18 protein-coding genes, 1 tRNA gene and 1 pseudogene are annotated in these 21,980 nt (G+C 61.8%); 16 read left to right on the plus strand and 4 right to left on the minus strand.

Going from position 1 to position 21,980, the window contains the following annotated elements:
* Nucleotides 1-273: 273 nt before the first annotated feature.
* From LDZ21_RS05130 to LDZ21_RS05145, 4 genes are all read left to right on the plus strand, one after another.
* Nucleotides 274-1,524 carry an aspartate kinase gene (locus LDZ21_RS05130; RefSeq protein ID WP_244794485.1) on the plus strand — a complete coding sequence of 417 codons (1,251 nt, stop codon included), beginning with the start codon at nucleotides 274-276 and terminating at the stop codon, nucleotides 1,522-1,524.
* Nucleotides 1,525-1,673: 149 nt separating this feature from the next.
* Nucleotides 1,674-1,766 (plus strand) — tRNA-Ser (locus LDZ21_RS05135).
* Nucleotides 1,767-2,193: 427 nt separating this feature from the next.
* Nucleotides 2,194-3,192 carry a hypothetical protein gene (locus LDZ21_RS05140; protein WP_244794487.1) on the plus strand — a complete coding sequence of 333 codons (999 nt, stop codon included), beginning with the start codon at nucleotides 2,194-2,196 and terminating at the stop codon, nucleotides 3,190-3,192.
* Nucleotides 3,193-3,195: 3 nt separating this feature from the next.
* On the plus strand, nucleotides 3,196-3,567 hold the full coding sequence (locus LDZ21_RS05145; protein WP_244794489.1) for a hypothetical protein: 372 nt from the start codon (nucleotides 3,196-3,198) through the stop codon (nucleotides 3,565-3,567).
* A gap of 333 nt (nucleotides 3,568-3,900) precedes the next feature.
* Here the strand turns inward: LDZ21_RS05145 and LDZ21_RS05150 are convergent, their stop codons facing one another.
* Nucleotides 3,901-4,161, minus strand: coding sequence for a hypothetical protein (locus tag LDZ21_RS05150; RefSeq protein WP_244794491.1), 261 nt, complete (start codon nucleotides 4,159-4,161; stop codon nucleotides 3,901-3,903).
* Between the two features lie 652 nt (nucleotides 4,162-4,813).
* Between LDZ21_RS05150 and LDZ21_RS05155 the strand changes: the two genes are divergently transcribed.
* Nucleotides 4,814-5,314, plus strand: a complete 501-nt coding sequence (locus tag LDZ21_RS05155; protein WP_244794493.1) for a porin family protein — start codon at nucleotides 4,814-4,816, stop codon at nucleotides 5,312-5,314.
* Between the two features lie 81 nt (nucleotides 5,315-5,395).
* On the opposite strand, the gene loiP is transcribed toward LDZ21_RS05155, so the two are convergent.
* A complete protein-coding gene (gene loiP, locus LDZ21_RS05160; protein ID WP_244794495.1) occupies nucleotides 5,396-6,166 on the minus strand; it encodes a metalloprotease LoiP in 771 nt (256 codons plus the stop codon).
* A 352-nt stretch (nucleotides 6,167-6,518) separates the two neighbouring features.
* Here loiP and LDZ21_RS05165 point away from each other — a divergent pair.
* A pseudogene (locus tag LDZ21_RS05165) lies at nucleotides 6,519-6,851 on the plus strand (hypothetical protein); the annotation flags it as partial.
* A gap of 235 nt (nucleotides 6,852-7,086) precedes the next feature.
* Nucleotides 7,087-7,431, plus strand: coding sequence for a hypothetical protein (locus tag LDZ21_RS05170; RefSeq protein WP_035959403.1), 345 nt, complete (start codon nucleotides 7,087-7,089; stop codon nucleotides 7,429-7,431).
* Nucleotides 7,432-7,523: 92 nt separating this feature from the next.
* Here the strand turns inward: LDZ21_RS05170 and fabI are convergent, their stop codons facing one another.
* Nucleotides 7,524-8,315 (minus strand): enoyl-ACP reductase FabI, encoded by a 792-nt coding sequence (gene fabI / locus LDZ21_RS05175; RefSeq protein ID WP_244794497.1) that lies wholly within the window; start codon nucleotides 8,313-8,315, stop codon nucleotides 7,524-7,526.
* 335 nt (nucleotides 8,316-8,650) lie between these two features.
* Between fabI and LDZ21_RS05180 the strand changes: the two genes are divergently transcribed.
* The 6 genes from LDZ21_RS05180 to LDZ21_RS05205 all read left to right on the plus strand — a co-directional run bounded on the left by LDZ21_RS05180 (nucleotide 8,651) and on the right by LDZ21_RS05205 (nucleotide 16,985).
* Complete coding sequence (locus tag LDZ21_RS05180) at nucleotides 8,651-10,483, plus strand: extracellular solute-binding protein (RefSeq protein ID WP_244794769.1); 1,833 nt, start codon at nucleotides 8,651-8,653, stop codon at nucleotides 10,481-10,483.
* A gap of 12 nt (nucleotides 10,484-10,495) precedes the next feature.
* Nucleotides 10,496-11,551, plus strand: a complete 1,056-nt coding sequence (locus tag LDZ21_RS05185) for a microcin C ABC transporter permease YejB (RefSeq protein WP_244794499.1) — start codon at nucleotides 10,496-10,498, stop codon at nucleotides 11,549-11,551.
* A 2-nt stretch (nucleotides 11,552-11,553) separates the two neighbouring features.
* The gene (locus tag LDZ21_RS05190; RefSeq protein ID WP_244794501.1) at nucleotides 11,554-12,666 is read left to right on the plus strand and encodes an ABC transporter permease; all 1,113 of its coding nucleotides are present in this window, start codon (nucleotides 11,554-11,556) and stop codon (nucleotides 12,664-12,666) included.
* Complete coding sequence (locus LDZ21_RS05195) at nucleotides 12,663-14,261, plus strand: ABC transporter ATP-binding protein (protein ID WP_244794503.1); 1,599 nt, start codon at nucleotides 12,663-12,665, stop codon at nucleotides 14,259-14,261. Before LDZ21_RS05190 ends, LDZ21_RS05195 begins: the two co-directional genes overlap by 4 nt.
* 147 nt (nucleotides 14,262-14,408) lie before the next feature.
* Nucleotides 14,409-15,065 carry a C40 family peptidase gene (locus tag LDZ21_RS05200; RefSeq protein WP_035959397.1) on the plus strand — a complete coding sequence of 219 codons (657 nt, stop codon included), beginning with the start codon at nucleotides 14,409-14,411 and terminating at the stop codon, nucleotides 15,063-15,065.
* Nucleotides 15,066-15,440: 375 nt separating this feature from the next.
* Nucleotides 15,441-16,985, plus strand: coding sequence for a 2-isopropylmalate synthase (locus tag LDZ21_RS05205; RefSeq protein WP_035959395.1), 1,545 nt, complete (start codon nucleotides 15,441-15,443; stop codon nucleotides 16,983-16,985).
* A 65-nt stretch (nucleotides 16,986-17,050) separates the two neighbouring features.
* Here LDZ21_RS05205 and LDZ21_RS05210 read toward each other — a convergent pair whose 3' ends face one another.
* Entirely contained in the window at nucleotides 17,051-17,566 is a 516-nt protein-coding gene (locus LDZ21_RS05210) for a hypothetical protein (protein ID WP_244794505.1), read from the minus strand.
* Nucleotides 17,567-17,714: 148 nt separating this feature from the next.
* On the opposite strand from LDZ21_RS05210, the gene LDZ21_RS05215 reads away from it, so the two are divergent.
* From LDZ21_RS05215 to pnp, 3 genes are all read left to right on the plus strand, one after another.
* Complete coding sequence (locus LDZ21_RS05215; protein WP_244794507.1) at nucleotides 17,715-18,995, plus strand: branched-chain amino acid ABC transporter substrate-binding protein; 1,281 nt, start codon at nucleotides 17,715-17,717, stop codon at nucleotides 18,993-18,995.
* Between the two features lie 165 nt (nucleotides 18,996-19,160).
* Complete coding sequence (gene rpsO / locus LDZ21_RS05220; RefSeq protein WP_035959394.1) at nucleotides 19,161-19,430, plus strand: 30S ribosomal protein S15; 270 nt, start codon at nucleotides 19,161-19,163, stop codon at nucleotides 19,428-19,430.
* A gap of 368 nt (nucleotides 19,431-19,798) precedes the next feature.
* A complete protein-coding gene (gene pnp, locus LDZ21_RS05225) occupies nucleotides 19,799-21,934 on the plus strand; it encodes a polyribonucleotide nucleotidyltransferase (RefSeq protein ID WP_035959393.1) in 2,136 nt (711 codons plus the stop codon).
* Nucleotides 21,935-21,980: the final 46 nt, after the last annotated feature.

Below are 21,980 nucleotides of genomic sequence, written 5' to 3' on the forward strand. Positions count from 1 at the left end.
CTTGTAATTTCGGCCTCGATCGGGTACCGTAGCTCGCTTGCCCGCCACGCGCTTTGCGCAGCATCTCCGTTCAAAAGACGCGAATTTCGCCTGCAAACGCGCGCCCTTGACGCACCTCTTGAGCACACTTGCGTGAGTTCTGACCGCAAGGCGGGCATGCGGCGGCATCCCGCGTATCGTTGCTGGCTTCATCCATCCCCGAAGCGGTCGAGCAACGCACAGCACCTTGCATTGAGCGCGTCAGCGCGTGTTTCCCTTCTGTTCAAAACGACAATGGCACTCATCGTACACAAATACGGCGGCACTTCGATGGGCTCGGTCGAGCGCATCAAGAACGTCGCCAAGCGCGTCGCCAAATGGCACAAGGCCGGCCACAAGATGGTCGTCGTGCCGTCGGCGATGTCCGGCGAAACGAATCGCTTGCTCGGCCTCGCAAAAGACATCACGGCGAACCCGGACCCGCGCGAACTCGACATGATTGCCTCCACGGGCGAGCAGGTCAGCGTCGGCCTTCTGGCCATCGCGCTGCACGCCGAAGGTCTCGACGCCGTGAGTTATGCCGGCTGGCAAGTGCCGATCAAGACGGACAGCGCGTTCACGAAGGCGCGCATCAGCGAAATCGACGGTGAGCGCGTGCTCAACGATCTCGATGCCGGCAAGGTCGTGGTCATTACGGGCTTCCAGGGCGTCGATCCGGAAGGGCACATCGCGACGCTCGGACGGGGCGGCTCGGACACGTCGGCGGTCGCGATCGCGGCGGCGCTGAAGGCCGACGAATGCCTCATCTACACGGATGTCGACGGCGTGTATACGACCGACCCGCGCGTCGTCGACGATGCGCGCCGGCTCGACCGCGTGACCTTCGAAGAGATGCTGGAGATGGCGAGTCTCGGCTCGAAGGTCCTGCAAATCCGCTCGGTGGAATTCGCCGGCAAGTATCAGGTGAAGACGCGTGTGCTTTCCAGCCTGACCGACCCGCTGATGGCGCTCGAGGAAGAGATGCACTCGGGCACCCTGATTACTTTTGAAGAAGACGAGAACATGGAAAAAGCAGTGATTTCTGGCATCGCGTTCCAGCGCGACGAAGCGCGCATCGCGGTCATGGGCGTGCCCGACAAGCCGGGCGTCGCGTATCAGATTCTCGGGCCGGTGGCCGATGCGAACATCGACATCGACATGATCATCCAGAACCAGAGCGTGAACGGCAAGACCGACTTCACGTTCACGGTCGGCCGCGGCGACTATCAGCGCGCACTCGAAATCCTGAACGGTCAGGTGAAGGGGCACGTGCAGGCGGAGACGGTTCTGGGCGACCCGAAGGTGTCGAAGGTGTCGGTGGTGGGCGTCGGCATGCGTTCGCACGTGGGCATCGCGAGCACGATGTTCCGCACGCTGTCGGAAGAGGGCATCAACATCCAGATGATCTCGACTTCTGAAATCAAGATCTCGGTGCTGATCGACGAGAAATACACCGAGCTGGCGGTGCGCGCGCTGCACAAGGCGTTCGAGCTGGATCGCGCGTAAGAAGCGCGGGGTTTGCTCCGGTGGTCGGCGTCGGGAACATTCGTGGTCGATCCATTGGAAAAAATCGTCATGTGAATTTGACCACTGCCGGGGAACACGCTATTATCTCGATCTCGTTGCACTGCACTCCCGGTGCGACGAAAAGTTTGGGAGACGTGGCCGAGAGGTCGAAGGCACTCCCCTGCTAAGGGAGCATCTGGCTAAAAACTGGATCGAGGGTTCGAATCCCTCCGTCTCCGCCAGTGGTAGGAAGAAAAGCCCCGTAAGGTTTGTGCCTTGCGGGGCTTTTGCTCTTCCGGCCCACAAAATGACCCAGGTCTGTTGAAAAACCTCGATGTGCCGTTGACCTGACATCGAAGCGTTTCCGTTCGCATCGATATATGCCATTGCGACGGCCTACGGGTGCCGCCGCAGCTTCCGCGGTGGGCCAGCGAACGTGGCTAGGCCCGTGGCCCCTGCGAAGCGAGCGCTTGCGCTACGGTGCCGAATAAGCTTACACGGGCGCATCACCGTCACGGACTTGTTGGGGCTGCGCCGCCCGGTGACGGAAGTAGGGCGAAGCGCGTCCTTGGCAAGTGATCGCGCCGCCCTTCGCATTATTGAGATGCGGCTCGAAATACACATCATCACTCGTTTACGATTCGCACTCCTGCTAAAGATGGAGGTGACATGTCGTTTCCAGAATGGGGGCGTTCGTATAACGCGTTGTGGGTGCCGCTAACGAGCGACTGGCAGTGTTCGCTTGTACCTGCCCGCGATGTGCAGGACGTTGATCGCGGCTGGAAGCTCTCTTACGAAGAGCGTCAGAAAGCACGCAAGGAGTGCGAAGAACAGATCGAGCAAGATCAGCGAGACTTCGACCGGTTGTTCCGACTTTCCATCGACCGCTGCGCCGCACGCGCCTGTAGGGATTTCGGTGAGTATGCTGCCTTTATCCGCGCACACTTGAGCATCTCGGGATTGTCTCCGCCGGTCGATGGGGACGATATCACGTGTATTCTTCGCGATGCGGTACGCGATGGTCAACTCATTCCTGCCATTGACCGCGCTTGGCGGGGTAGTCGGCGGGTCGCCCGGCAATACGCGCCGCAAAGCTGGCCGAAGCGGACACCCGATCCGAAGCCTACGGTCTACGGGTTCTGTAATGGCCAGTATTCACCGCTCGATGCGAACGGTTTCTTCATCGATGACACGCCATACGTGTCCAGCCGAGTTGCAGCCAAAGCTGCCGCCACGGCAAGCGCGGTCGGTGGTTCAGGTGGTAGTGGAAGCGGTTTTGACTGGCTTGGCGCGGTTGAACGGGTCGCCGGGGCGATGCTTGGCGGCGCGGGTTCGAGCGGGGATAGCGGCGGCAATTCGATGCTGAAGAGCTTCGGAGATACTGACGATGGCGAAGGCAGTTCGTTGCTCAGTGACGCGCAGCCGTTCGAGTATCAGCCGGACGAGATCGGCGATGAAGAGCAAACGGCATGGTTGCCAAGCACAGGCGGCCCTCCTAATAGCTGGCTTGAGAATGACTCAGGAAAAAAACAGTGGCGCTACTACGATAAAAACGGCAACGCGGCCGTAGACATCGATTTTGGTCACGACCACGGCTTTGGTGCGCCACATTCGCATAATTGGGATAACGGCGGGCGTGACAATGGGAACCCCGTCTCAATTTTCTAAACTATGGACACCCTCAAACAACTCGTTTATTTTCATGACTGGCACATCGACGCCCTTTCGGTACGCGAAGGCAATCGATTGGTTTTGAGTCTGAGTTTTGATAAGCGGCAAGCAGAAGTCGAATTTGTCGGGACAAGTCGCTGTTCAGTTCAACATTTTGGAATTTTGAATATTGTCTACGACATTATGATCATTTCCCCTTCCGACGCATCCTACAGCAAAGCACTCACGGCGCTTGCGCAATCGGATCGATTCTCAAAGGTGTCAGGACGGCTTATCGCATTTATTGCCGCGACAGCCGGTGCCGAGTTATTCGTTGAGTTTGATTCGTTGGAAATAAGAGAGATAAGCGCTAAGCAAGGAGAAAAAACATAGGGTCATTGTGACCCTGATGCGGACAAGGCTTTCCTCAGAGCCGACATTGAGACGTGGGCGACTGTAGCGCTGCCCAATAGCACGCCATCCAGAGGTATAGGCCGCCCGTTGTGAGGGGCGGCTCCGCTATCGGCTCAGGCCGCGCTCACACGCGATGTTCACGACGCTGGCGGCAGTCCAAGCGCGATTGCGCCGCCGCTGGCGGCGGTCAGCGCTTCTCCGGTCATCTTCAGGACTTCAAGAGCAGCACGCCTTTCCCGAGCTCTAGGACAAGCTGCGCCCATCCACACCGTCTCCTCATTGAAGTTATCCGCGAACGGATAGACCAAGCTTTCAGTCTACGGTGCTCTTTCGCGCTGCGCGTCTGATCCCGGAGCATCCTAAGTTCATGATTAGACCAGTGAGACGTGCCTTTGCTGCGACGTGCTCGAGCGAACCCAGCATGCTCGCTTTGCGCGTTTGTTCCGCGATGGCGCGCGCACGCAGCAGATTTGCACGTTGCTGCTTAAGAAAGCGGAACGTATTTGCGGTCTGCTTTGCGACGAGGGAAAGGGCGGACTCGATTGAGTCAGGAGCGGCGGAGATTTGATCCATGAGCATTTCCACGTGGAACGATGTGGAATAGATAGGTATCAGGGCGCACCTAAATTGTTGTCCAGAATAGAGATTTTGGCTCGATGCGGCATTCGACGGAATGCAAATAGGCGGTCGCCGTCTCCGCCAGTGGTAGGAAGAGAAGCCCCGCAAGGTTTGCGCCTTGCGGGGCTTTTTGTTTGGGCGATTCATTCGGCACCGCAGCAGCCAACGTGGCAATGGCGGCATGGCTTTCGGCAGGACGGGGCGGCAATTAGCTCGAGGACACAAGACGCAGCACCTCCGCACGTCTACCGAAGGTTCGCCTTACTGACGGAACGTTCGCGCGGCTGCACACGTCGTAGCGTCGCGACCCGCTCGCGCTCGAACCAGACGCTGACGATTCCGCGCGATATTTATTCTGTCATGCTAAATAATCGAACCCGACGCACGCACTCTAAAGTCACACGCTCATTCCGCAAGACCAGGACGTCCCAAAACGCCGACTCTGCGTCTTTTTGTTACCGCCTCCTTCCCGCCAGCCCGCTTTAAGACAAATCCGCTTCCGAAGTGAACTGTTGGAACCTAACCTCGCGCGTTGCTGTTTCTTCAGCAATTAAACGCAACGGCAGGCAAGACCGATGCACCGAGCAACAACGAGGTTCCAAACATCATGGCAAGTTTAAGAAAATTCGTCGCGCCGCTCATTATCCTGGCGCTGGGCGCGGTGACCGCACAAGCAAGCGAATTCGCTGGCCCGTACGCGGGCGCTAAGCTCGGGCTCAACTGGTCGGATGCAACCGGCCGTCATTATCAGACCGACACGCACACGACGTTCTTCCCCGGCCTCACGGTCGGATATAACTTCGATGTGGAACGCTTCGTGATCGGCGTGGAAGGCTTCGCCGATTTCCACGGCGGCTCGACCACCAAGAAGGACGCGGGCATCGACGCCAAGTTCGGCATGCCGCTTCAGCAGAACATCATGCCGTATGCGCGCATCGGTTTCACGGGCACGTGGCCGGACACGCGCCTGCATTACGGCGCGGGCGTCGAGTACAAGTTTCACAAGAACTGGAGCGTAGCCGGCGAGTACACGGGCGATACCGCGAGCTACGATCAGGGGCATCGTCGCAACGATAGCCTGACTGTCGGCGTGCATTACTTCTTCTAATTGCCGACGTCTTGCGTCGCGAGCGTTGGCGCCCGCGACGCACGTCACCGGCGGCAACGCTGCCGCCGGTCGATACTCCGCTTACTTGCCCGAAGCAATGCGCTCTTCGATGTGCTTCGCACGCGAAGGCGACGACGGGTGCGAGCTCAGCATGCTCGACTTGCCGCCGTCCAGCGCCGCCAGCTTCTGGAACGCCGTCACCAGACCGGCCGGGTTGTAACCCTTCTTCTTCTGCTGATCGAACGAGTAGTCGTCCGCTGCGCTTTCCTGCGACTGCGAGAACTGCGCATTGACGAACTTCTCCGACAGATCGCCGAGTTGCGAAGCCGACAGGCTCGCGACCGCGCCGCCCGCCGCCGACGCCACCGAGCGCGCCGCCGACGTCGCGTAGGCGACCTGCATTGCCTTCTTCGTATGGCCGAGCGCCACGTGACCCATCTCGTGGCCCACGACGCCGCGCACTTCGTCGTCGTTCATCAGGTCCATCAGGCCGCTATATACGCGCACGCAGCCATTGGCCATCGCCCATGCATTGACGTCCTTCGTCATGTACACCTTGTAGTTGACCGGCACGCCGTTGATGTTGTCGCCCAGTTGCTTCGAAATGCGGTTCAGGCGCTGCGTGTACTGGCTCGATGCCGGCGCAATTTTGTTCTCAGTGTCCATTTGCGCGCAGGACTTGTCGGAGAGACCGCGGACATCGCTGTCGCTCAGCGTGAGCGCGGAGGTGGCCAGTTGGCCCGACTGAAGAAGCGTGTCGGGATTCAGGTTGGCCACGCTGCCGCACGATGCGAGCGTGAAAACGGCGCATGCAACTGCGCTTGCGGTCAATGCCAGACGGGTGGATTTCATGGTCTGCCCTATGTTGTGAGCTGTTGTGGTTGTCAATCCGCAAACGTCGCGGACGGGCGCAATGCTCAATGGGAGTCGTGCCGTAAGCTATCCGACAATTCCGATTTTGCTGACCGAAAGCGATGCGAGGCCAGCAGCGAACGTGAATCAATCGCACACGGGAAGTGAAATCGATGAGCCACGGCGGAATCGCATTAGCGCGACGTGTAAAAAACGCGGTACTTTAGCGTTATCTTACATTTTCGCAAGATTGGGACTCGGTAATAGGACGTTACCAAGTCGAACACTGCTCGCGCCATTCTTCGATATAGTCCACTCGACACAACCAACACCCATCGAGGTAAGGCTTCACATGAACAAGGTATCGAAGGCTTCCGTCGCTTACGCGCTGGTTATCGGCGGTCTGATGTCGTCCGGTGCGGCGATGGCGGGAGTTTCCGTAGGCGTGAACATTGGGGTTCCGGCGCCTGTGTACGTCGCGCCCGCGCCCATGTACGCGCCGCCTCCGCCGCCCGTCGTTTATGCGCCGCCTCCCGCGCCGATCTATGCGCAGCCGGCCATCGTCATCGGCTGGCATGGCGATCGTTATTACGACGGACGTCGTTACTGGGATCGCGATGACTGGTATCGGCACAACGGTCGTGGCCATGCTTACGGGCATGAGAATCACGGGCATCACGGCTGGCATTGGTCCCCGCGAGACGACGACAAAAAAACCACCCGCGGGTGGTTTTTTCTTTGTCCGGCGCAGTCAACGCCGTGCGCGCGACCGTTGGCCTGTGGCGACAGAATGTAACAAAAGGTAAGCTTTCCTCTGACGTAACGTCAGAACACGAAAGAACTTACAAAGCTGAAATATCCGCTCGAAAGCCTTTCGTTATATTTCCTGTACGCCAACACCAATAACGAGGTCCCTATCCATGAAAGCCATACTTACGGGGCGCATCCTCGCAGCCGCACTCAGTATCGTCGCGAGCGCCGCCGTCAGCACGGCACAAGCGGCGGATGTCCACGTGGGCGTCAATATCGGCACGCCCGCGCCGGTGTACGTCGTGCCGACGCCGGTCTATGCGCCGCCTCCGCCGCCCGTTGTCTATCAGGCAGCGCCGCCTCTGTTCATCGGATGGCACGACGACCGGTACTGGGACGGCCGGCGCTACTGGAATCGCGGCGACTGGGAGCGGCATCACGGTCACGGCAGGGGGCATGACAAACACGGTCATGGGCATGGAAACGGCCATGGCAACGGCCACGGACACCACTGAGCGACGGCCCTTAACGCCATCGCCTGAAGGGCAAAAGGGCCGCTTTCGCCAGGAAAGCAGCCCTTTTGTTTTAGCGGTGGCGTAGAAAAAAGTTACTCGCCGATGCCCGCCATCCCGCCGACGACCGCGTGGAAGCCGGAATCGACGTGAACGATCTCCGCGCTCACGCCGCCCGCCAGATCCGACAGCAGGAACGCCGCGACATTGCCCACTTGCTCGATGGTCACGTTGCGCTTGAGCGGCGCGTTATCTTCGACGAAGTCGAGAATCTTGCCGAAGCCCTTGATGCCGCTCGCCGCGAGCGTCTTGATCGGGCCGGCCGAGATGCCGTTCACGCGCACGCCTTTTTCGCCGAGCGATGCCGCCAGATAGCGCACGCTCGCCTCGAGCGACGCCTTGGCGAGGCCCATCGTGTTGTAGTTCGGAATCGCGCGTTCCGCGCCGAGATAGCTCAACGTGAGCAAGGACGCGCTGTCCGACAGCATCGGGTGCGCCGCCTTGGCCAGTGCCGGGAAGCTGTACGCGGAGATGTCGTGGGCGATGCGGAAGTTCTCCCGCGTCATGCCGTCGAGGAAATTACCTGCGATCGCCTCGCGCGGCGCGAAGCCGATGGAATGCACGAGGCCGTCGAGCGTGCCCCAGCGTTCCTTCAGCGACGCGAAGAGGGCGTCGATTTCCTCGTCGCTGGCGACGTCGCACGGATAGACCATGTCGCTGCCGAACTCCGTTGCGAATTCGGTAATGCGGTCCTTGAATCGCTCGCCGACATACGTGAACGCCAGTTCCGCGCCTTCACGCTTGCAGGCTTCCGCGATGCCATAAGCGATCGAGCGGTTCGACAGCAAGCCGGTCAGCAGAATTCGTTTTCCAGCGAGAAAGCCCATGAATGCTCCTTGAATGTCAATGTCACGCGAGGCGCGCGGCGCGGCTCGATTGCGGCCGCGTTGTGCGTGCTCCGCGCAGGGTGCTGAGCGCATCGGTCCGAGGGGCGGGCAAGCATCGTGCTCACGCCTGCCATGCGCCCGAACCGGACGGCGTTTTGATTGGGTAGAATTCTCTCACATCGACACTGCGGTCCGGCTTTCTTGAAGCCATCTTCACGGCCTCGCCCGCCGCGTTTTCATCGCGCCGGGGCCTCCACCGATTTCGCAAGGAACGTATGACCGGGCTGACGACGTCCGCCAAGCCGATCGCATCATCGCCCGTCTGGAGCAAGTGCATGGCGCTCGCGCTGGCGGCGTGGATCGCCTGGCATCCGGGCGGTCCGGCGCACGCGGCGCATGCCATCGCTCAATACGGCGATCCCAAATATCCGCCCGGTTTCAAGCACTTCGATTACGTCAATCCCGACGCGCCCCGCGACGGCACGCTGGTGCTCGCGAATCCCAACCGCCTCACGAGCTTCGACAAGTTCAATCCGTTCACGCTGCGCGGCAATCCCGCGCCCGGCCTCGGGCTGATGTTCGAAAGCCTGACGACAGGCAGTTCCGACGAAGTCGCGAGCGCATATTGCCTCCTTGCCGACGATATCGTCGTCGCGCCCGATGGTCTTTCGACGACCTTCCACATCAATCCGAAGGCGCGCTTCACCAATGGCGATGCGGTCACCGCGGAAGACGTCAAGTTCTCGTTCGAAACGCTCAAGAGTCCGAAAGCCGCGCCGCAGTTTTCGGTGTACTTCGGACAGATTGCGCGTGCGGTCGTCGTCGACCGGCTCACGATCCGCTTCGAATTCAAGGTCGCGACGCGCGAAATGCCGCTGCTCGCCGGCGGGATTCCGGTGTTCTCGCGCAAATGGGGTCTGCGCCCGGACGGCACGCGCATTCCGTTCGATCAACTCGCGTTCGAGAAGCCGATCGGGAGCGGCGACTATCTGATCGACAGGTTCGACAATGGCCGCACGATCACCTATAAGCGCGACCCGAACTATTGGGGCGCGTCGCTGCCGGTGCGCGTCGGCACGCACAACTTTGCGCGCATCGACTACAAGCTTTATTCCGATGCGACCGCGCGGCTCGAAGCATTCAAGGCGGGCGAATACGACGTGCTCGTCGAAAACGTCGCGCGAAGCTGGGTGCGCAGAGATATCGGCAAGCGCTTCGATAGCGGCGAACTGATCAAGCGCGAGTTTCCGCATCACAACGGCACCGGCATGCAAGGCTTCTTCATGAACCTGCGGCGGCCACTTTTTAAGGACGTCCGCGTGCGTCAGGCGCTCGATCTCGCGCTCGACTTCGAATGGCTCAATCGCCAGTTGTTCTTCAATCAGTACAAGCGGACCGACAGCTTCTTCGTGAATACCGATCTGCAGGCGAAGGGCACGCCGAGCGAAGGCGAACTCGCGATCCTCGAACCGCTGCGCAAGAATCTCGATCCGGCCGTCTTCGGCGAGATGCCGAAGCAACCGGACACCGATCCGCCCGGCTCGCTGCGGGCGAACCTCATCAAGGCGCGCGAGTTGCTGGCGCAGGCGGGATGGACGTATCGCGATGGCGCGCTGCGTAACGCAAAGGGGCAGCCGTTCGTCTTCGAGATACTGGACGATACGGGCGGCGGGGCGTCGATGGAGCCGGTCGCCGCCGCGTTCGGCCGCAATCTGCAAAAGCTCGGCATCACGATGAATTTCCGCACCGTCGATTACGCGCTGATTCAGAAGCGCCTCGACGCGTTCGATTTCGACATGACGAGCGTGCGTCTGCCCGACGTGCAGGTGCCGGGCACCGAGCAGGTCTCGCGTTTTGCGAGCAAGCATGCGGACGAGCAAGGCTCCGACAATCTCGCGGGCGTGAAGTCGCCGGCCATCGATGCGATCCTGCAGAGGGTCGTCGGTGCGCAGACGCGCGAGCAGCTCGTCGACGCGACGCATGCGCTCGATCGCGTGCTGATGCATGGCTACTATGTGGTGCCGCACTGGTACTCGGCGACGCACCGCGTTGCGTATCGCAATACGCTCGGGTATCCGTCGACGCTGCCGCTGTATTACGCGGCGGACGAGTGGGTGCTGTCGACGTGGTGGAAGCAGCCTGCTAGCGCCAGCAGCGCGGCCAAGTAGAGGACGAAGAGCATGTGGAGCTACATCGCAAAGCGCATTCTGTTGATGATCCCGACGCTCATCGGCGTGCTCACGCTCACGTTCGTTGTGATCCAGTTCGTGCCGGGCGGGCCGGTCGAGCAGGCCGTGCATGATTTGCGGCGCGGCAATGCGGAAGGCGGAGGCGGAGGCGGTGGCGGGGGCTTCGGCATGCGCGCGCATACCGGCGTCGATGCGCAACAGATTGCACAACTGAAGGCGCTGTACGGCTTCGACAAGCCGCCGCTCGAACGTTACCTCTCGATGCTCGGCAAGTTCGCGCGCTTCGATCTCGGCGAAAGCTACTTCCGGCATCAGAGCGTGTGGTCGCTGATCGTGTCGAAGCTGCCGGTGTCGATCAGCATCGGCTTATGGACGTTCTTCATCACCTATCTGATATCGGTGCCGCTCGGCATCGCGAAAGCGGTCAGAAACGGCTCGCGCTTCGATGTCGCGACGAGCCTCATCGTGCTGATCGGCTTCGCGATTCCGGGCTTCGTGCTCGGCGTGCTGCTGCTCGTGCTATTCGGCGGCGGCACGTTCCTGCAACTGTTTCCGCTGCGCAATCTGACTTCGGACAACTGGGCGACGCTCTCGCTCGGCGGGAAGATCGTCGATTATCTGTGGCACATCACCTTGCCGGTGGTGGCGTCGGTGGTGGGCAGTTTCGCCATCGTCACGATGCTCACGAAGAACGCCTTCCTCGATGAAATCCGCAAGCAGTATGTGTTGACCGCGCGCGCCAAAGGATTGTCGGAGCGGCGCGTGCTGTGGAAGCACGTGTTTCGCAACGCGCTGCTGCCGCTGATCGTCGGTTTCCCGGCGGCGTTCATCGGCGCGTTCTTCACGGGCAGTCTGCTGATCGAAACGCTGTTTTCGCTCGACGGGCTCGGGCTGCTTTCGTACGAATCCGTCGTGCGGCGCGATTATCCGGTCGTGCTCGGCACGCTCTATCTCTTCACGCTGATCGGGCTCGCGACGAAGCTCATCTCGGACCTCTGTTATGTCTGGGTCGATCCGCGCATTCAATTCGAGCAACTGGAGCGCTGACTTTGAATCGAGCCGCATCGTCGCGCCGCGCCGCGACCGCCAGCGACGGCCAGCCGCTTTCGAGCGAAGTATCGATCACGCCCGGGCGGCGCGTGTGGCTGCGCTTCCGGCAGAACCGGCTCGGCTACTGGAGCCTCGTGCTGTTCGTCGCCGCGTTCGTCATCAGTCTCGCCGGACCGCTGTGGTCGAACGACAAGCCGCTCGTCGTGCGCTATCAGGGGCAGTTGTACTTCCCGCTCGTGAAGACCTATCCGGAAACCACCTTCGGTGGCGACTTCCCGACGCCGGCCGATTATCTCGATCCCTTCGTGCGCGACCGCTTCAGCGCGCCCGGCAACTTCGCGGTGTATCCGCCGAATCACTATTACTACGACACGCTCAATTACTTCTCGAAGGGCTCGAACCCCGCGCCGCCATCGCGTGAAAACTGGCTCGGCACCGATGATCGCGGCCGCGACGTGTTCGCGCGGCTGCTCTACGGCTTTCGCGTGTCGGTGCTGTTCGCGCTGGTGCTGACGGCCATCGGCACGGTGCTGGGCGTGGTGGCGGGCGCGGTGCAGGGCTTCTTCGGGGGCAGGACGGATATCGTCGGGCAGCGATTGATCGAGATCTGGAGCGCGCTGCCGGAGCTTTATCTGCTGATCATCTTCGCGTCGATTTTCGAGCCGAGTCTCGTGCTGCTCATCGTGCTGCTGTCGCTGTTCGGGTGGATCGGGCTATCGGACTACGTGCGCGCGGAGTTTTTACGCAATCGCACGCAGGACTACGTGCGCGCCGCCCGCGCGATGGGCCTGTCGAACTGGCAGATCATCTGGCGGCACGTCCTGCCCAATAGCCTGACGCCGGTCATTACGTTCCTTCCGTTCCGGATGAGCGGGGCGATTCTCGCGCTCACGAGCCTCGATTTTCTTGGCCTCGGCGTGCCGTCGCCGACGCCTTCGCTCGGCGAACTGCTCGCGCAGGGCAAAGCGAATCTGGATGCGTGGTGGATTTCGCTGTCGACGTTCGGCGTGCTCGTCGCGACGCTGCTGCTGCTCACGTTCATGGGCGACGCCCTGCGCAACGCGCTCGACACGCGCATCGCGGATGCGGTGAAAGCGGGAGGCGGGCAGTGAGCGAACCGTTGCTGTCCATCGACGATCTGCGCGTGCGCTTCGGCGACACGCTGGCAGTCGACGGCGTGAGTCTCGACATTCGGCCCGGTGAGCGCGTGGCGCTCGTCGGCGAATCCGGTTCGGGCAAGAGCGTGACGGCGCTGTCGATCCTGCGGCTCATCCGCGATGCGGAAGTCAGCGGCTCGATTCGCTTCGCCGGCGAGGAGTTGTTCACGAAAAGCGAGCACGCGATGCGCGGCCTGCGCGGCTCCGATATCGCGATGATCTTTCAGGAGCCGATGACCGCGCTGAACCCGCTCTACACGGTGGGCGATCAGATCAGCGAAACCATCCAGCTCCATGACGGCGCAAGTCCGCGTGAGGCGCGCGAGCGGGCTATCGCGCTGCTGGCGCGCACCGGCATCACCGAGCCGGAGCGACGCGTCGACAGCTATCCGCATCAGCTTTCGGGCGGACAGCGGCAGCGCGTGATGATCGCGATGGCGCTCGCATGCCGGCCGCGCCTCCTGCTCGCCGACGAGCCGACGACCGCGCTCGACGTGACGATCCGCGCGCAGATCGTCGAACTGCTGCTCGAGCTGCAGCGCGACGAAGCCGCCAAGCGCGGCATGGCGGTGCTGCTCATCACGCACGATTTGAATCTCGTGCGGCGCTTCGCCCAGCGCGTCGCGGTGATGGAGAAGGGCGTGCTCGTCGAAAGCGGCACGGTCGATGCCATCTTCGAGGCGCCGCAGCATCCCTATACGCAGCGCCTCTTGCAGAGCCGGCCGAAGCGCAGCGTGCTGCCCGTGCTGCCGATCGCGCCCGTGCTGCTCGATGCGAAAGACGTCCGCGTGGAATATCCGACGCGGCTGCCGGGCTTTGCCGGCTGGTTCGGGCGTGGCCGCTTCAAGGCGGTCGATGACGTCACGCTTTCGGTCCGGCAAGGGGAAACGCTCGGGATCGTCGGGGAATCGGGATCGGGGAAGTCCACGCTCGCGATGGCGCTGCTCGGCCTGCAACGCATCTCGCACGGCAGCGTCGAGTTCCAGGGAAAGGCGCTGCAGGATTTTCGCGGACGCGAAAAAACGGTGCTGCGCTCAAACCTGCAAGTGGTGTTTCAGGACCCGTTCAGTTCGCTTTCGCCACGGCAGACGGTGGAGCGGATCGTCGGGGAAGGGCTGGCGCTGCACCGGCCGGAACTCAACGCAGACGCACGGCGCGCCAAGGTCATCGCCGTATTGCGCGAGGTCGGGCTGGATCGCACCGCGCTCACGCGCTATCCGCACGAGTTCTCGGGCGGCCAGCGGCAACGCATCGCGATTGCACGCGCACTCGTGCTCGAGCCGAGTATTTTGATTCTCGACGAACCGACCAGCGCGCTCGATGTCTCAATCCAGACTCAAGTTCTGGCGCTTCTTGCCGATATTCAAAGAAAGCACAACCTGGGTTATGTCTTCATCAGCCACGATCTCCAAGTGATCGGCGCGATGGCGCACCGGGTCGCGGTGATGCGAGATGGAAATGTCGTCGAAGCCGGGGACGTGGAGAAGATTTTTGCGAATCCGTCGGACGAATACACACGAAAGCTGCTGGCGGCTGCCCTTAATTCCTAAAAATCTTTCTTTTTCGTCAATTGCGTGTCCGCGTCCATCGTATTTTTCTATTTCTTTTGACAGTTAAATACTTTGTGGCTAGTATGCGTTCAAACTTTCGCATATCTCACTGATTTTTCAGTCTTTAATTGTAAAACCTACCGACCGATGCAGCCACTCACACTGACTCAGACATGCGCGCGCGCTGCCGCTGGCATGTTGATCGGCCTTCTGATGACAACAACTTCGGGCGCGTTTGCCGACGAAGTCAACAGTTACAGCCAAAATGCCGGCAACGGCAATCTCACTTCGAAGCCCACCGATGCAGCCACGCTCGACACCACGAGCACTCCCGGCGGCGCGAAGTCTTTCCTTTCTGGCATGGCGAGCAAAGCGGGCGACGTAGTCGTCGGCGCCCTCAACATGATCGGCGTGCGTTATCGCTGGGGCGGTAATACGCCGGACTCCGGCCTCGATTGCAGCGGCTTCGTGCGCTACGTGTTCCAGGACACGCTCGGCATGACGCTGCCGCGCCGCGCGGAAGAAATGAGCCGTGTGGGCGAGAAGGTCCGCGTGTCGGATCTCAAGCCGGGCGACCTCGTGTTCTTCAATACGATGCGCCGGTCGTTCTCGCACGTTGGCATCTATATCGGCGACAACAAGTTCGTGCACTCGCCGTCCACCGGCAGCACGATTCGCGTCGACGACATGGAAAGCGGCTACTGGGAACAGCGTTTCCAGGGTGCGCGCCGTATCGAGAATGCCCAGATCGGCGACGGCAGCGAATTGCGTCAGCGCGTAAGCGCCACGCTCGGCGGCTACTGATCGCCCGATCGCTGTCTTATGACAGTCAACGAAAAGCCTGCTTCCTCGCGAACGCAGGCTTTTTGGTTTTTGGCCCCGCTCGAGAGAGCAAATGTCCCGGCTATGAATCCCATCGGAAAGCCTCATTGCACGCGTATCCAAAAGCCGTTATAGTTTTCGAATGAACTTTTCTTCGTTCCCCCTCTCGTTTTCTCCGGCTGGTGCGCTGCTACGCGCGCTATCGCTACTAGCGCCGCTCGCGCGCTGATTCTTTTCGCCTCCCGTCTGCTCGTTCAAGGTTTTCGACGCCAGCGGTGGCGCGAACACCCGGATTCCGTTTTGTCGTTTCATCTCGATATTCCCAACAATCGATAAATCTCCCCACAGGAGCCCAAAATGGCAGCAGACAAGTTGATCATCTTCGATACGACCTTGCGCGACGGCGAGCAGTCCCCCGGCGCTTCGATGACGAAGGAGGAGAAGATTCGCATCGCCAAGCAGCTCGAGCGCATGAAAGTCGATGTGATCGAAGCGGGCTTCGCGGCGAGTTCGAACGGCGATTTCGACGCGATCAACACCATCGCCTCGCTCGTGAAGGACAGCACGGTCTGCTCGCTCGCCCGCGCCAACGACAAAGACATTCAGCGCGCCGCCGATGCGCTCAAGCCCGCGAACCAGTTCCGCATCCACACGTTCATCGCGACGTCGCCGCTCCACATGGAAAAGAAGCTCCGCATGACGCCGGAGCAGGTTTATGAACAGGCGCGGCTCGCGGTCCGCTTCGCGCGCAAGTTCACGGACGACGTCGAGTTCTCGCCGGAAGACGGCAGCCGCTCGGACATCGACTTCCTGTGCCGCGTGCTGGAAGCCGTCATTGCCGAAGGCGCGCGCACGATCAATATCGCGGATACGGTCGGCTACGGCGTGCCCGAGCTCTACGGCAACCTCGTCAAGACGCTGCGCGAGCGCATCCCGAATTCGGACAAAGCAGTTTTCTCCGTGCACTGCCACGACGACCTCGGCATGGCGGTGGCGAACTCGCTCGCTGGCGTGCAGATCGGCGGCGCGCGTCAGGTGGAATGCACGATCAACGGCTTGGGCGAGCGCGCCGGCAATACGTCGCTCGAAGAGATCGTGATGGCGGTGAAGACACGCAAGGATTACTACGGGCTGGATGTCGGCATCGATACGACGCAGATCGTCCCGACCTCGAAGCTCGTATCGCAGATTACGGGTTTCGTTGTGCAGCCGAACAAGGCGGTGGTCGGCGCGAACGCGTTCGCGCATGCGTCGGGCATCCACCAGGACGGCGTGCTCAAGGCGCGCGACACCTACGAAATCATGCGCGCGGAAGACGTGGGCTGGAGCGCGAACAAGATCGTGCTCGGCAAGCTGTCCGGCCGTAACGCGTTCAAGCAGCGGCTCGAGGAGTTGGGCGTGTCGCTGCAATCCGAAGCCGACGTCAACGCCGCGTTCGCGCGCTTCAAGGATCTCGCCGACCGCAAGGCCGAAATCTTCGACGAAGACATCATGCAGATCGTGTCCGAAGAATCGGCGGAAGCGCAGGCCAAGGAGCATTTCCGCTTCGTCTCGATGAAGCAGCACTCGGAGACCGGCGAGCAGCCGCAAGCGAGCGTCGTGTTCGCGGTGGAAGGCGCGGAAGTCACGGGCGAAGCGCGCGGCAACGGTCCCGTCGATGCGACGCTGCACGCGATCGAATCGAAGGTGGATAGCGGTGCGGAACTCGTGCTGTATTCGGTCAACGCGATCACGACCGGCACGCAGGCGCAGGGCGAAGTGACGGTGCGTCTGTCGAAGAGCGGGCGCATCGTGAATGGCGTGGGCACCGATCCGGATATCGTCGCGGCATCGGCGAAGGCGTATATCGCGGCGCTGAACAAGCTGCACTCGAAGGTCGAAAAGCTCAATCCGCAGCTTTGACGCACGAGCGGTCCGCCTGAACAACGAAGCCCTCCGAGCGAGGGCTTCGTTGCATTTGGGCTGCGTCAGAAGAGACTGCGCCGGTCGGGATCGTGCAGCGGATCGGGCGATTTCTGGGTCGTGCGCAGGACGCCCTGATCGTCGAAATAAAAGCTGTACATCAGATACCAGAAGTTCGCTTCCATATAGCGGTACGTCCACACCTCCCGCTTCATCAGCGGAAAGTACGACGTTTCGACCGGCCGGCCGAAGTTCACGAGGACGTCGTCCTTCGTCCACGTGCCGATCTGCGCTTTATAGAACTCGTTCTCGTCGAGCACTTGCCGCACGCTGACGATCCTGCCCGACGCATCGATATCCGCGGCGGTGGTGAATTCGCCGAGCGGCTGCGTCGGCCACATCAGGCGCTTGCCGCCGTTGGGCAAGTCATAGACTTCCCGCGGCGGGCCGAGGCGCGCGGTAATCGTCGATGCATCCGCGCCCGGCTGATAGTTCTGCCACGGTTGCGCGCAAGCCGACAGCAGAAGCGCGGCCCCCGCGCATGCCAGCGCGCCGCGCAGACGGATGAATGATTGCAGCATTGCAGCCTCCACGTGCTTGTCCCCGCGCAGAGGCGGGAATCGTTCGTCGTTTTCCGTGATTCTGACACGCGGCGCAAGATGCATGCGCTCTTGCGTCGCGCCCACAGCCCGGCCTATGATCCGCGCTTCTTCTCTCCCGGAAGGATCGATGGCAAGCGTTCATCCCCCGAAAAAATTGCGATGGCTGCTCGCGTGCGTCGCGTCGATATGCGTTCAGGCCAGCGCCGCCGATCTGCCGCCGATCAAGCTCGCGATGATCGAAGGCATGTCCGGTCCGTTCGCGAACGCAGGCGCGGCGGTCGAGCGCAATCTGCGCTTCGGCGTGGGGCGCGTGAACGCGCAGGGCGGCGTGAAGCTCGCGGATGGCATGCACCCGCTGCAACTGGTCGTGCTCGACGGCAAGGGCAGCAGCGAAGCCAGTCTCGTGCAATTGCGCGCCGCGATCGACGAGAAAATCGGCTTCGTGATGCAGGGCAACAGTTCCGCGGTAGCGGCGGCGCTCGTCGCCGCCATCGACAAGCAGAATGCGCGCGAGCCTGATCGCCGCGTGCTGTTCCTCAATTATTCCGCCGACGATCCCGCGCTCACCAACGACGCGTGCAGTTTCTGGCATTTCCGCTTCGATGCCCACGCCGGCATGCGCATGGACGCGCTGGCCGATGCGCTGGCGCGCGACCACGCCGTGAAGAAAGTCTATTTGCTGAATCAGGACTACAGCTTCGGTCACGACGTGAGCCGTGAGGCGCGGCGCGCGTTGCAGGAAAAGCGGCCCGACGTCGCGATCGCGGGCGACGAGTTTCATCCCGTCGGACGCGTGAAGGACTTCGCGCCGTATATAGCGAAGATTCGCGCGAGCGGGGCGGATGCGATCGTCACCGGCAACTGGGGCAACGATCTGACGCTGCTGGTCAAGGCCGCGCGCGAGCAGGGGCTGAACACGAAGTTCTACACCTTCTACGGCAATAGTCTGGGCGCGCCGGCCGCGCTCGGCGATGCCGGCGTGAAGGGCGTGATCGCCGTCGCGGACTGGCATCCCAACGCGGGCGGCGCGGCATCCGACGCGTACTACCGGGCGTTCCGCGCGCGCTTTCCGGCCGCATCGGACGATTACCTCGTGCTGCGCATGCCGATGATGATCGACATGCTCGCCGCCGCCATGACACGCGCCGGCAGCGCCGATCCGCTCGCCGTGGCGCGCGCGCTCGAAGGCATGCGGTCCGACGGCGGCGGCTTCCATCCATCGACGATGCGCGCGGCCGATCATCAACTGATTCAGCCCCTTTACGTGATGGAGATGGACAAGGCCGGCGCGCCGGGCGTGAAGTTCGACAACGAAGGATCGGGATACGGCTTTCGCACGCTGCTTGCCGTGCCGGCGCAAGCCACCGCGCAGGCGACGACCTGCAAGATGGCGCGGCCGTCGCGCTAAGCGCCGGGGCAGTCGCGTGCCGGCCATGCCCTGTGCTATACTTTGCGCTTCGTTTTTGGCGTAAAGCCAGAGATGAAAGGAGACGGGCTCACGCCGAGTCCGTCGAAGCAAACCACGGCACGGCCTTTCTTCCGTGACCGCCTGTCTGTTTCAAAGGAAAAGCAAATGTCCGTAGCAGAAGTCAAGAAATCCGACGTCGTCGCTGAGTACGCGCGCGGCGCCAACGACACCGGCTCCCCCGAAGTGCAAGTTGCACTGCTCACGAGCCGCATCAACGAACTGACCGTCCACTTCAAGGCCCACACGAAGGACCACCACAGCCGCCGCGGTCTGCTGCGCATGGTGAGCCGCCGTCGCAAGCTGCTCGATTACCTGAAGGGCAAGGATGCGGACCGTTATCGCTCGCTGATCGAAAAGCTGGGTCTGCGCAAGTAATTGGCCCATAACGTGGCTTCGCGGCCAGCGTTCTAACGAAGTGCCTGTGTCAGTTCGCTGATACAGGCATTTTGTTTTTGCGCGATCCGCTCGCGAAGTGGTGCCTGATCGAAGTTTGTGTCGGTCGGCACGTGTTGTTGAAGTCAGCAGTTTCAGTTTTACCCGGATGAGTCATCCGGTCCGATGCACGGTCCAGCCTCGCGGCAGAGCTTTGTGTCATTCCAGCGCGGCACGGCGGCGCGAACGCGCGTCGCGCTGGAATGGCATAACACACCTCTCAAGCGTGGCGCGGGACCGTCCCAGCCCAGCGCCGCTCGGTAGCCTCATGCGCTCGATCGAAGGCGCGGCGCAACCTAGAAGGAGTCGCAATGTTCAATAAAATCGTCAAAGAATTTAAGTGGGGACAACACAACGTCCGCCTCGAAACGGGTGAAATCGCGCGCCAGGCGAGCGGTGCGGTCGTCGTCGACGTGGAAGACACCGTGGTCCTGGCCACGGTCGTCGGCGCGAAGACGGCCAAGCCGGGTCAGGACTTCTTCCCGCTGACCGTCGATTACCTCGAAAAGACCTATGCGGCCGGCAAGATCCCCGGCGGCTTCTTCCGCCGCGAAGGCCGTCCGTCGGAAGGCGAGACGCTCATCTCGCGCCTGATCGACCGTCCGCTGCGTCCGCTGTTCCCGGAAGGCTTCTATAACGAAGTGCAGGTCGTGATCCACGTCCTGTCGCTGAACCCGGAAGTTCCGGCGGATATTCCCGCGCTGATCGGCGCGTCCGCAGCGCTGGCCGTTTCCGGCCTGCCGTTCAACGGCCCGGTCGGCGCCGCACGCGTCGCGTACATCAACAACGAATACGTGCTCAACCCGACGCGCGCGCAGATGAAGGAATCGGCGCTGGATCTGGTTGTCGCCGGCACGGAGCGCGCGGTGCTGATGGTCGAATCCGAAGCGCAGCAGCTTTCGGAAGAAGTGATGCTCGGCGCGGTCGTGTACGGTCACGACCAGATGCAAACCGCGATCGACGCGATCCACGAACTCGTGCGCGACGGCGGCAAGCCGGAATGGGACTGGCAGCCGGCGCCCAAGAACGAAGCGCTGATTGCGCGCGTGACCGAAATCGCCAAGCCGGAACTCGAAGCGGCTTACCAGTTGCGCAACAAGCAAGCGCGTTCGGCCAAGCTGAAGGAAGTCTTCGCGGCGACGTCCGCGAAGCTCGCCGAAGAAGCGGCGGCATCGGGCACGGCGGCAGCGGATGCGGCCACCGTCGGCAACGTTCTGTTCGACATCGAAGCGAAGATCGTCCGTACGCAGATCCTGAACGGCGAGCCGCGTATCGACGGCCGCGACACGCGCACGGTGCGTCCGATCGAAATCCGCACTGGCGTGCTGCCGCGCACGCACGGCTCGGCGCTCTTCACGCGCGGCGAGACGCAAGCGCTGGTCGTCGCCACGCTCGGCACGAAGGGCGATGAGCAGAACATCGACGCGCTCGAAGGCGAGTACCGCGAGCGCTTCATGCTCCACTACAACATGCCCCCGTTCGCGACCGGCGAAACCGGCCGCGTCGGTTCGCCGAAGCGCCGCGAAATCGGCCACGGCCGCCTGGCGAAGCGCGCGCTCGTCCCGTGTCTGCCGAGCGCCGACGAGTTCGGCTACTCGATCCGCGTCGTGTCGGAAATCACGGAATCGAACGGTTCCTCGTCGATGGCTTCGGTCTGCGGCGGCTGCCTCGCGCTGATGGACGCCGGCGTGCCGATGAAGGCGCACGTCGCGGGCATCGCAATGGGCCTGATTCTCGAAGGCAACAAGTTCGCGGTTCTGACCGACATCCTCGGCGACGAAGATCACCTCGGCGACATGGACTTCAAGGTGGCCGGCACGGCGCAAGGCGTGACCGCGCTGCAGATGGACATCAAGATCCAGGGCATCACGAAGGAAATCATGCAGGTCGCGCTCGCGCAAGCGAAGGAAGGCCGCATGCACATCCTCGGCAAGATGACCAGCGCCGTGCCGGGCACGAACACGGAACTGTCCGAGTTCGCGCCGCGCATGATCACGCTGAAGATCAACCCGGAAAAGATCCGCGACGTGATCGGCAAGGGCGGTTCGGTGATCCGCGCGCTGACGGAAGAGACCAACACGACCATCGATATTTCCGACGACGGCGTGGTGACGATCGCAAGCACGAGTTCCGAAGGCATGGCCGAGGCGAAGAAGCGCATCGAGAACATCACGGCTGAAGTGGAAGTCGGCCAGATCTACGAAGGTCCGGTGCTGAAGCTTCTGGATTTCGGCGCGATCGTGAACATCCTGCCGGGCAAGGACGGTCTGCTGCACATCTCGGAAATCGTCAACGAGCGCGTCAAGGACATCAACGACTATCTGAAGGAAGGCCAGATCGTGAAGGTCAAGGTCATCCAGACGGACGAGAAGGGCCGTGTGCGTCTGTCGGCCAAGGCGTTGCTGAACGAAGGCGCCCCAGCCGAGACGACGCACCCGCAGCAGTAATGCGGTAATGTGTCGACGGCCGGCTCGCCTGCGCGAGCCGGCCGTT

Origin of the sequence: Caballeronia grimmiae, from assembly GCF_022879615.1 — a bacterium.
Taxonomy (GTDB): Bacteria; Pseudomonadota; Gammaproteobacteria; order Burkholderiales; family Burkholderiaceae; genus Caballeronia; species Caballeronia grimmiae.

What these genes read in the sequence shown, in the direction of transcription:
- LDZ21_RS05130 (WP_244794485.1), top strand. Translation starts at nt 274, where the DNA reads ATGGCACTCATCGTACACAAATACGGCGGCACTTCGATGGGCTCGGTC.
- LDZ21_RS05140 (WP_244794487.1), top strand. Translation starts at nt 2,194, where the DNA reads ATGTCGTTTCCAGAATGGGGGCGTTCGTATAACGCGTTGTGGGTGCCG.
- LDZ21_RS05145 (WP_244794489.1), top strand. Translation starts at nt 3,196, where the DNA reads ATGGACACCCTCAAACAACTCGTTTATTTTCATGACTGGCACATCGAC.
- LDZ21_RS05150 (WP_244794491.1), bottom strand. Translation starts at nt 4,161, where the DNA reads ATGGATCAAATCTCCGCCGCTCCTGACTCAATCGAGTCCGCCCTTTCC.
- LDZ21_RS05155 (WP_244794493.1), top strand. Translation starts at nt 4,814, where the DNA reads ATGGCAAGTTTAAGAAAATTCGTCGCGCCGCTCATTATCCTGGCGCTG.
- loiP (WP_244794495.1), bottom strand. Translation starts at nt 6,166, where the DNA reads ATGAAATCCACCCGTCTGGCATTGACCGCAAGCGCAGTTGCATGCGCC.
- LDZ21_RS05170 (WP_035959403.1), top strand. Translation starts at nt 7,087, where the DNA reads ATGAAAGCCATACTTACGGGGCGCATCCTCGCAGCCGCACTCAGTATC.
- fabI (WP_244794497.1), bottom strand. Translation starts at nt 8,315, where the DNA reads ATGGGCTTTCTCGCTGGAAAACGAATTCTGCTGACCGGCTTGCTGTCG.
- LDZ21_RS05180 (WP_244794769.1), top strand. Translation starts at nt 8,651, where the DNA reads ATGGCGCTCGCGCTGGCGGCGTGGATCGCCTGGCATCCGGGCGGTCCG.
- LDZ21_RS05185 (WP_244794499.1), top strand. Translation starts at nt 10,496, where the DNA reads ATGTGGAGCTACATCGCAAAGCGCATTCTGTTGATGATCCCGACGCTC.
- LDZ21_RS05200 (WP_035959397.1), top strand. Translation starts at nt 14,409, where the DNA reads ATGCAGCCACTCACACTGACTCAGACATGCGCGCGCGCTGCCGCTGGC.
- LDZ21_RS05205 (WP_035959395.1), top strand. Translation starts at nt 15,441, where the DNA reads ATGGCAGCAGACAAGTTGATCATCTTCGATACGACCTTGCGCGACGGC.
- LDZ21_RS05210 (WP_244794505.1), bottom strand. Translation starts at nt 17,566, where the DNA reads ATGCTGCAATCATTCATCCGTCTGCGCGGCGCGCTGGCATGCGCGGGG.
- LDZ21_RS05215 (WP_244794507.1), top strand. Translation starts at nt 17,715, where the DNA reads ATGGCAAGCGTTCATCCCCCGAAAAAATTGCGATGGCTGCTCGCGTGC.
- rpsO (WP_035959394.1), top strand. Translation starts at nt 19,161, where the DNA reads ATGTCCGTAGCAGAAGTCAAGAAATCCGACGTCGTCGCTGAGTACGCG.
- pnp (WP_035959393.1), top strand. Translation starts at nt 19,799, where the DNA reads ATGTTCAATAAAATCGTCAAAGAATTTAAGTGGGGACAACACAACGTC.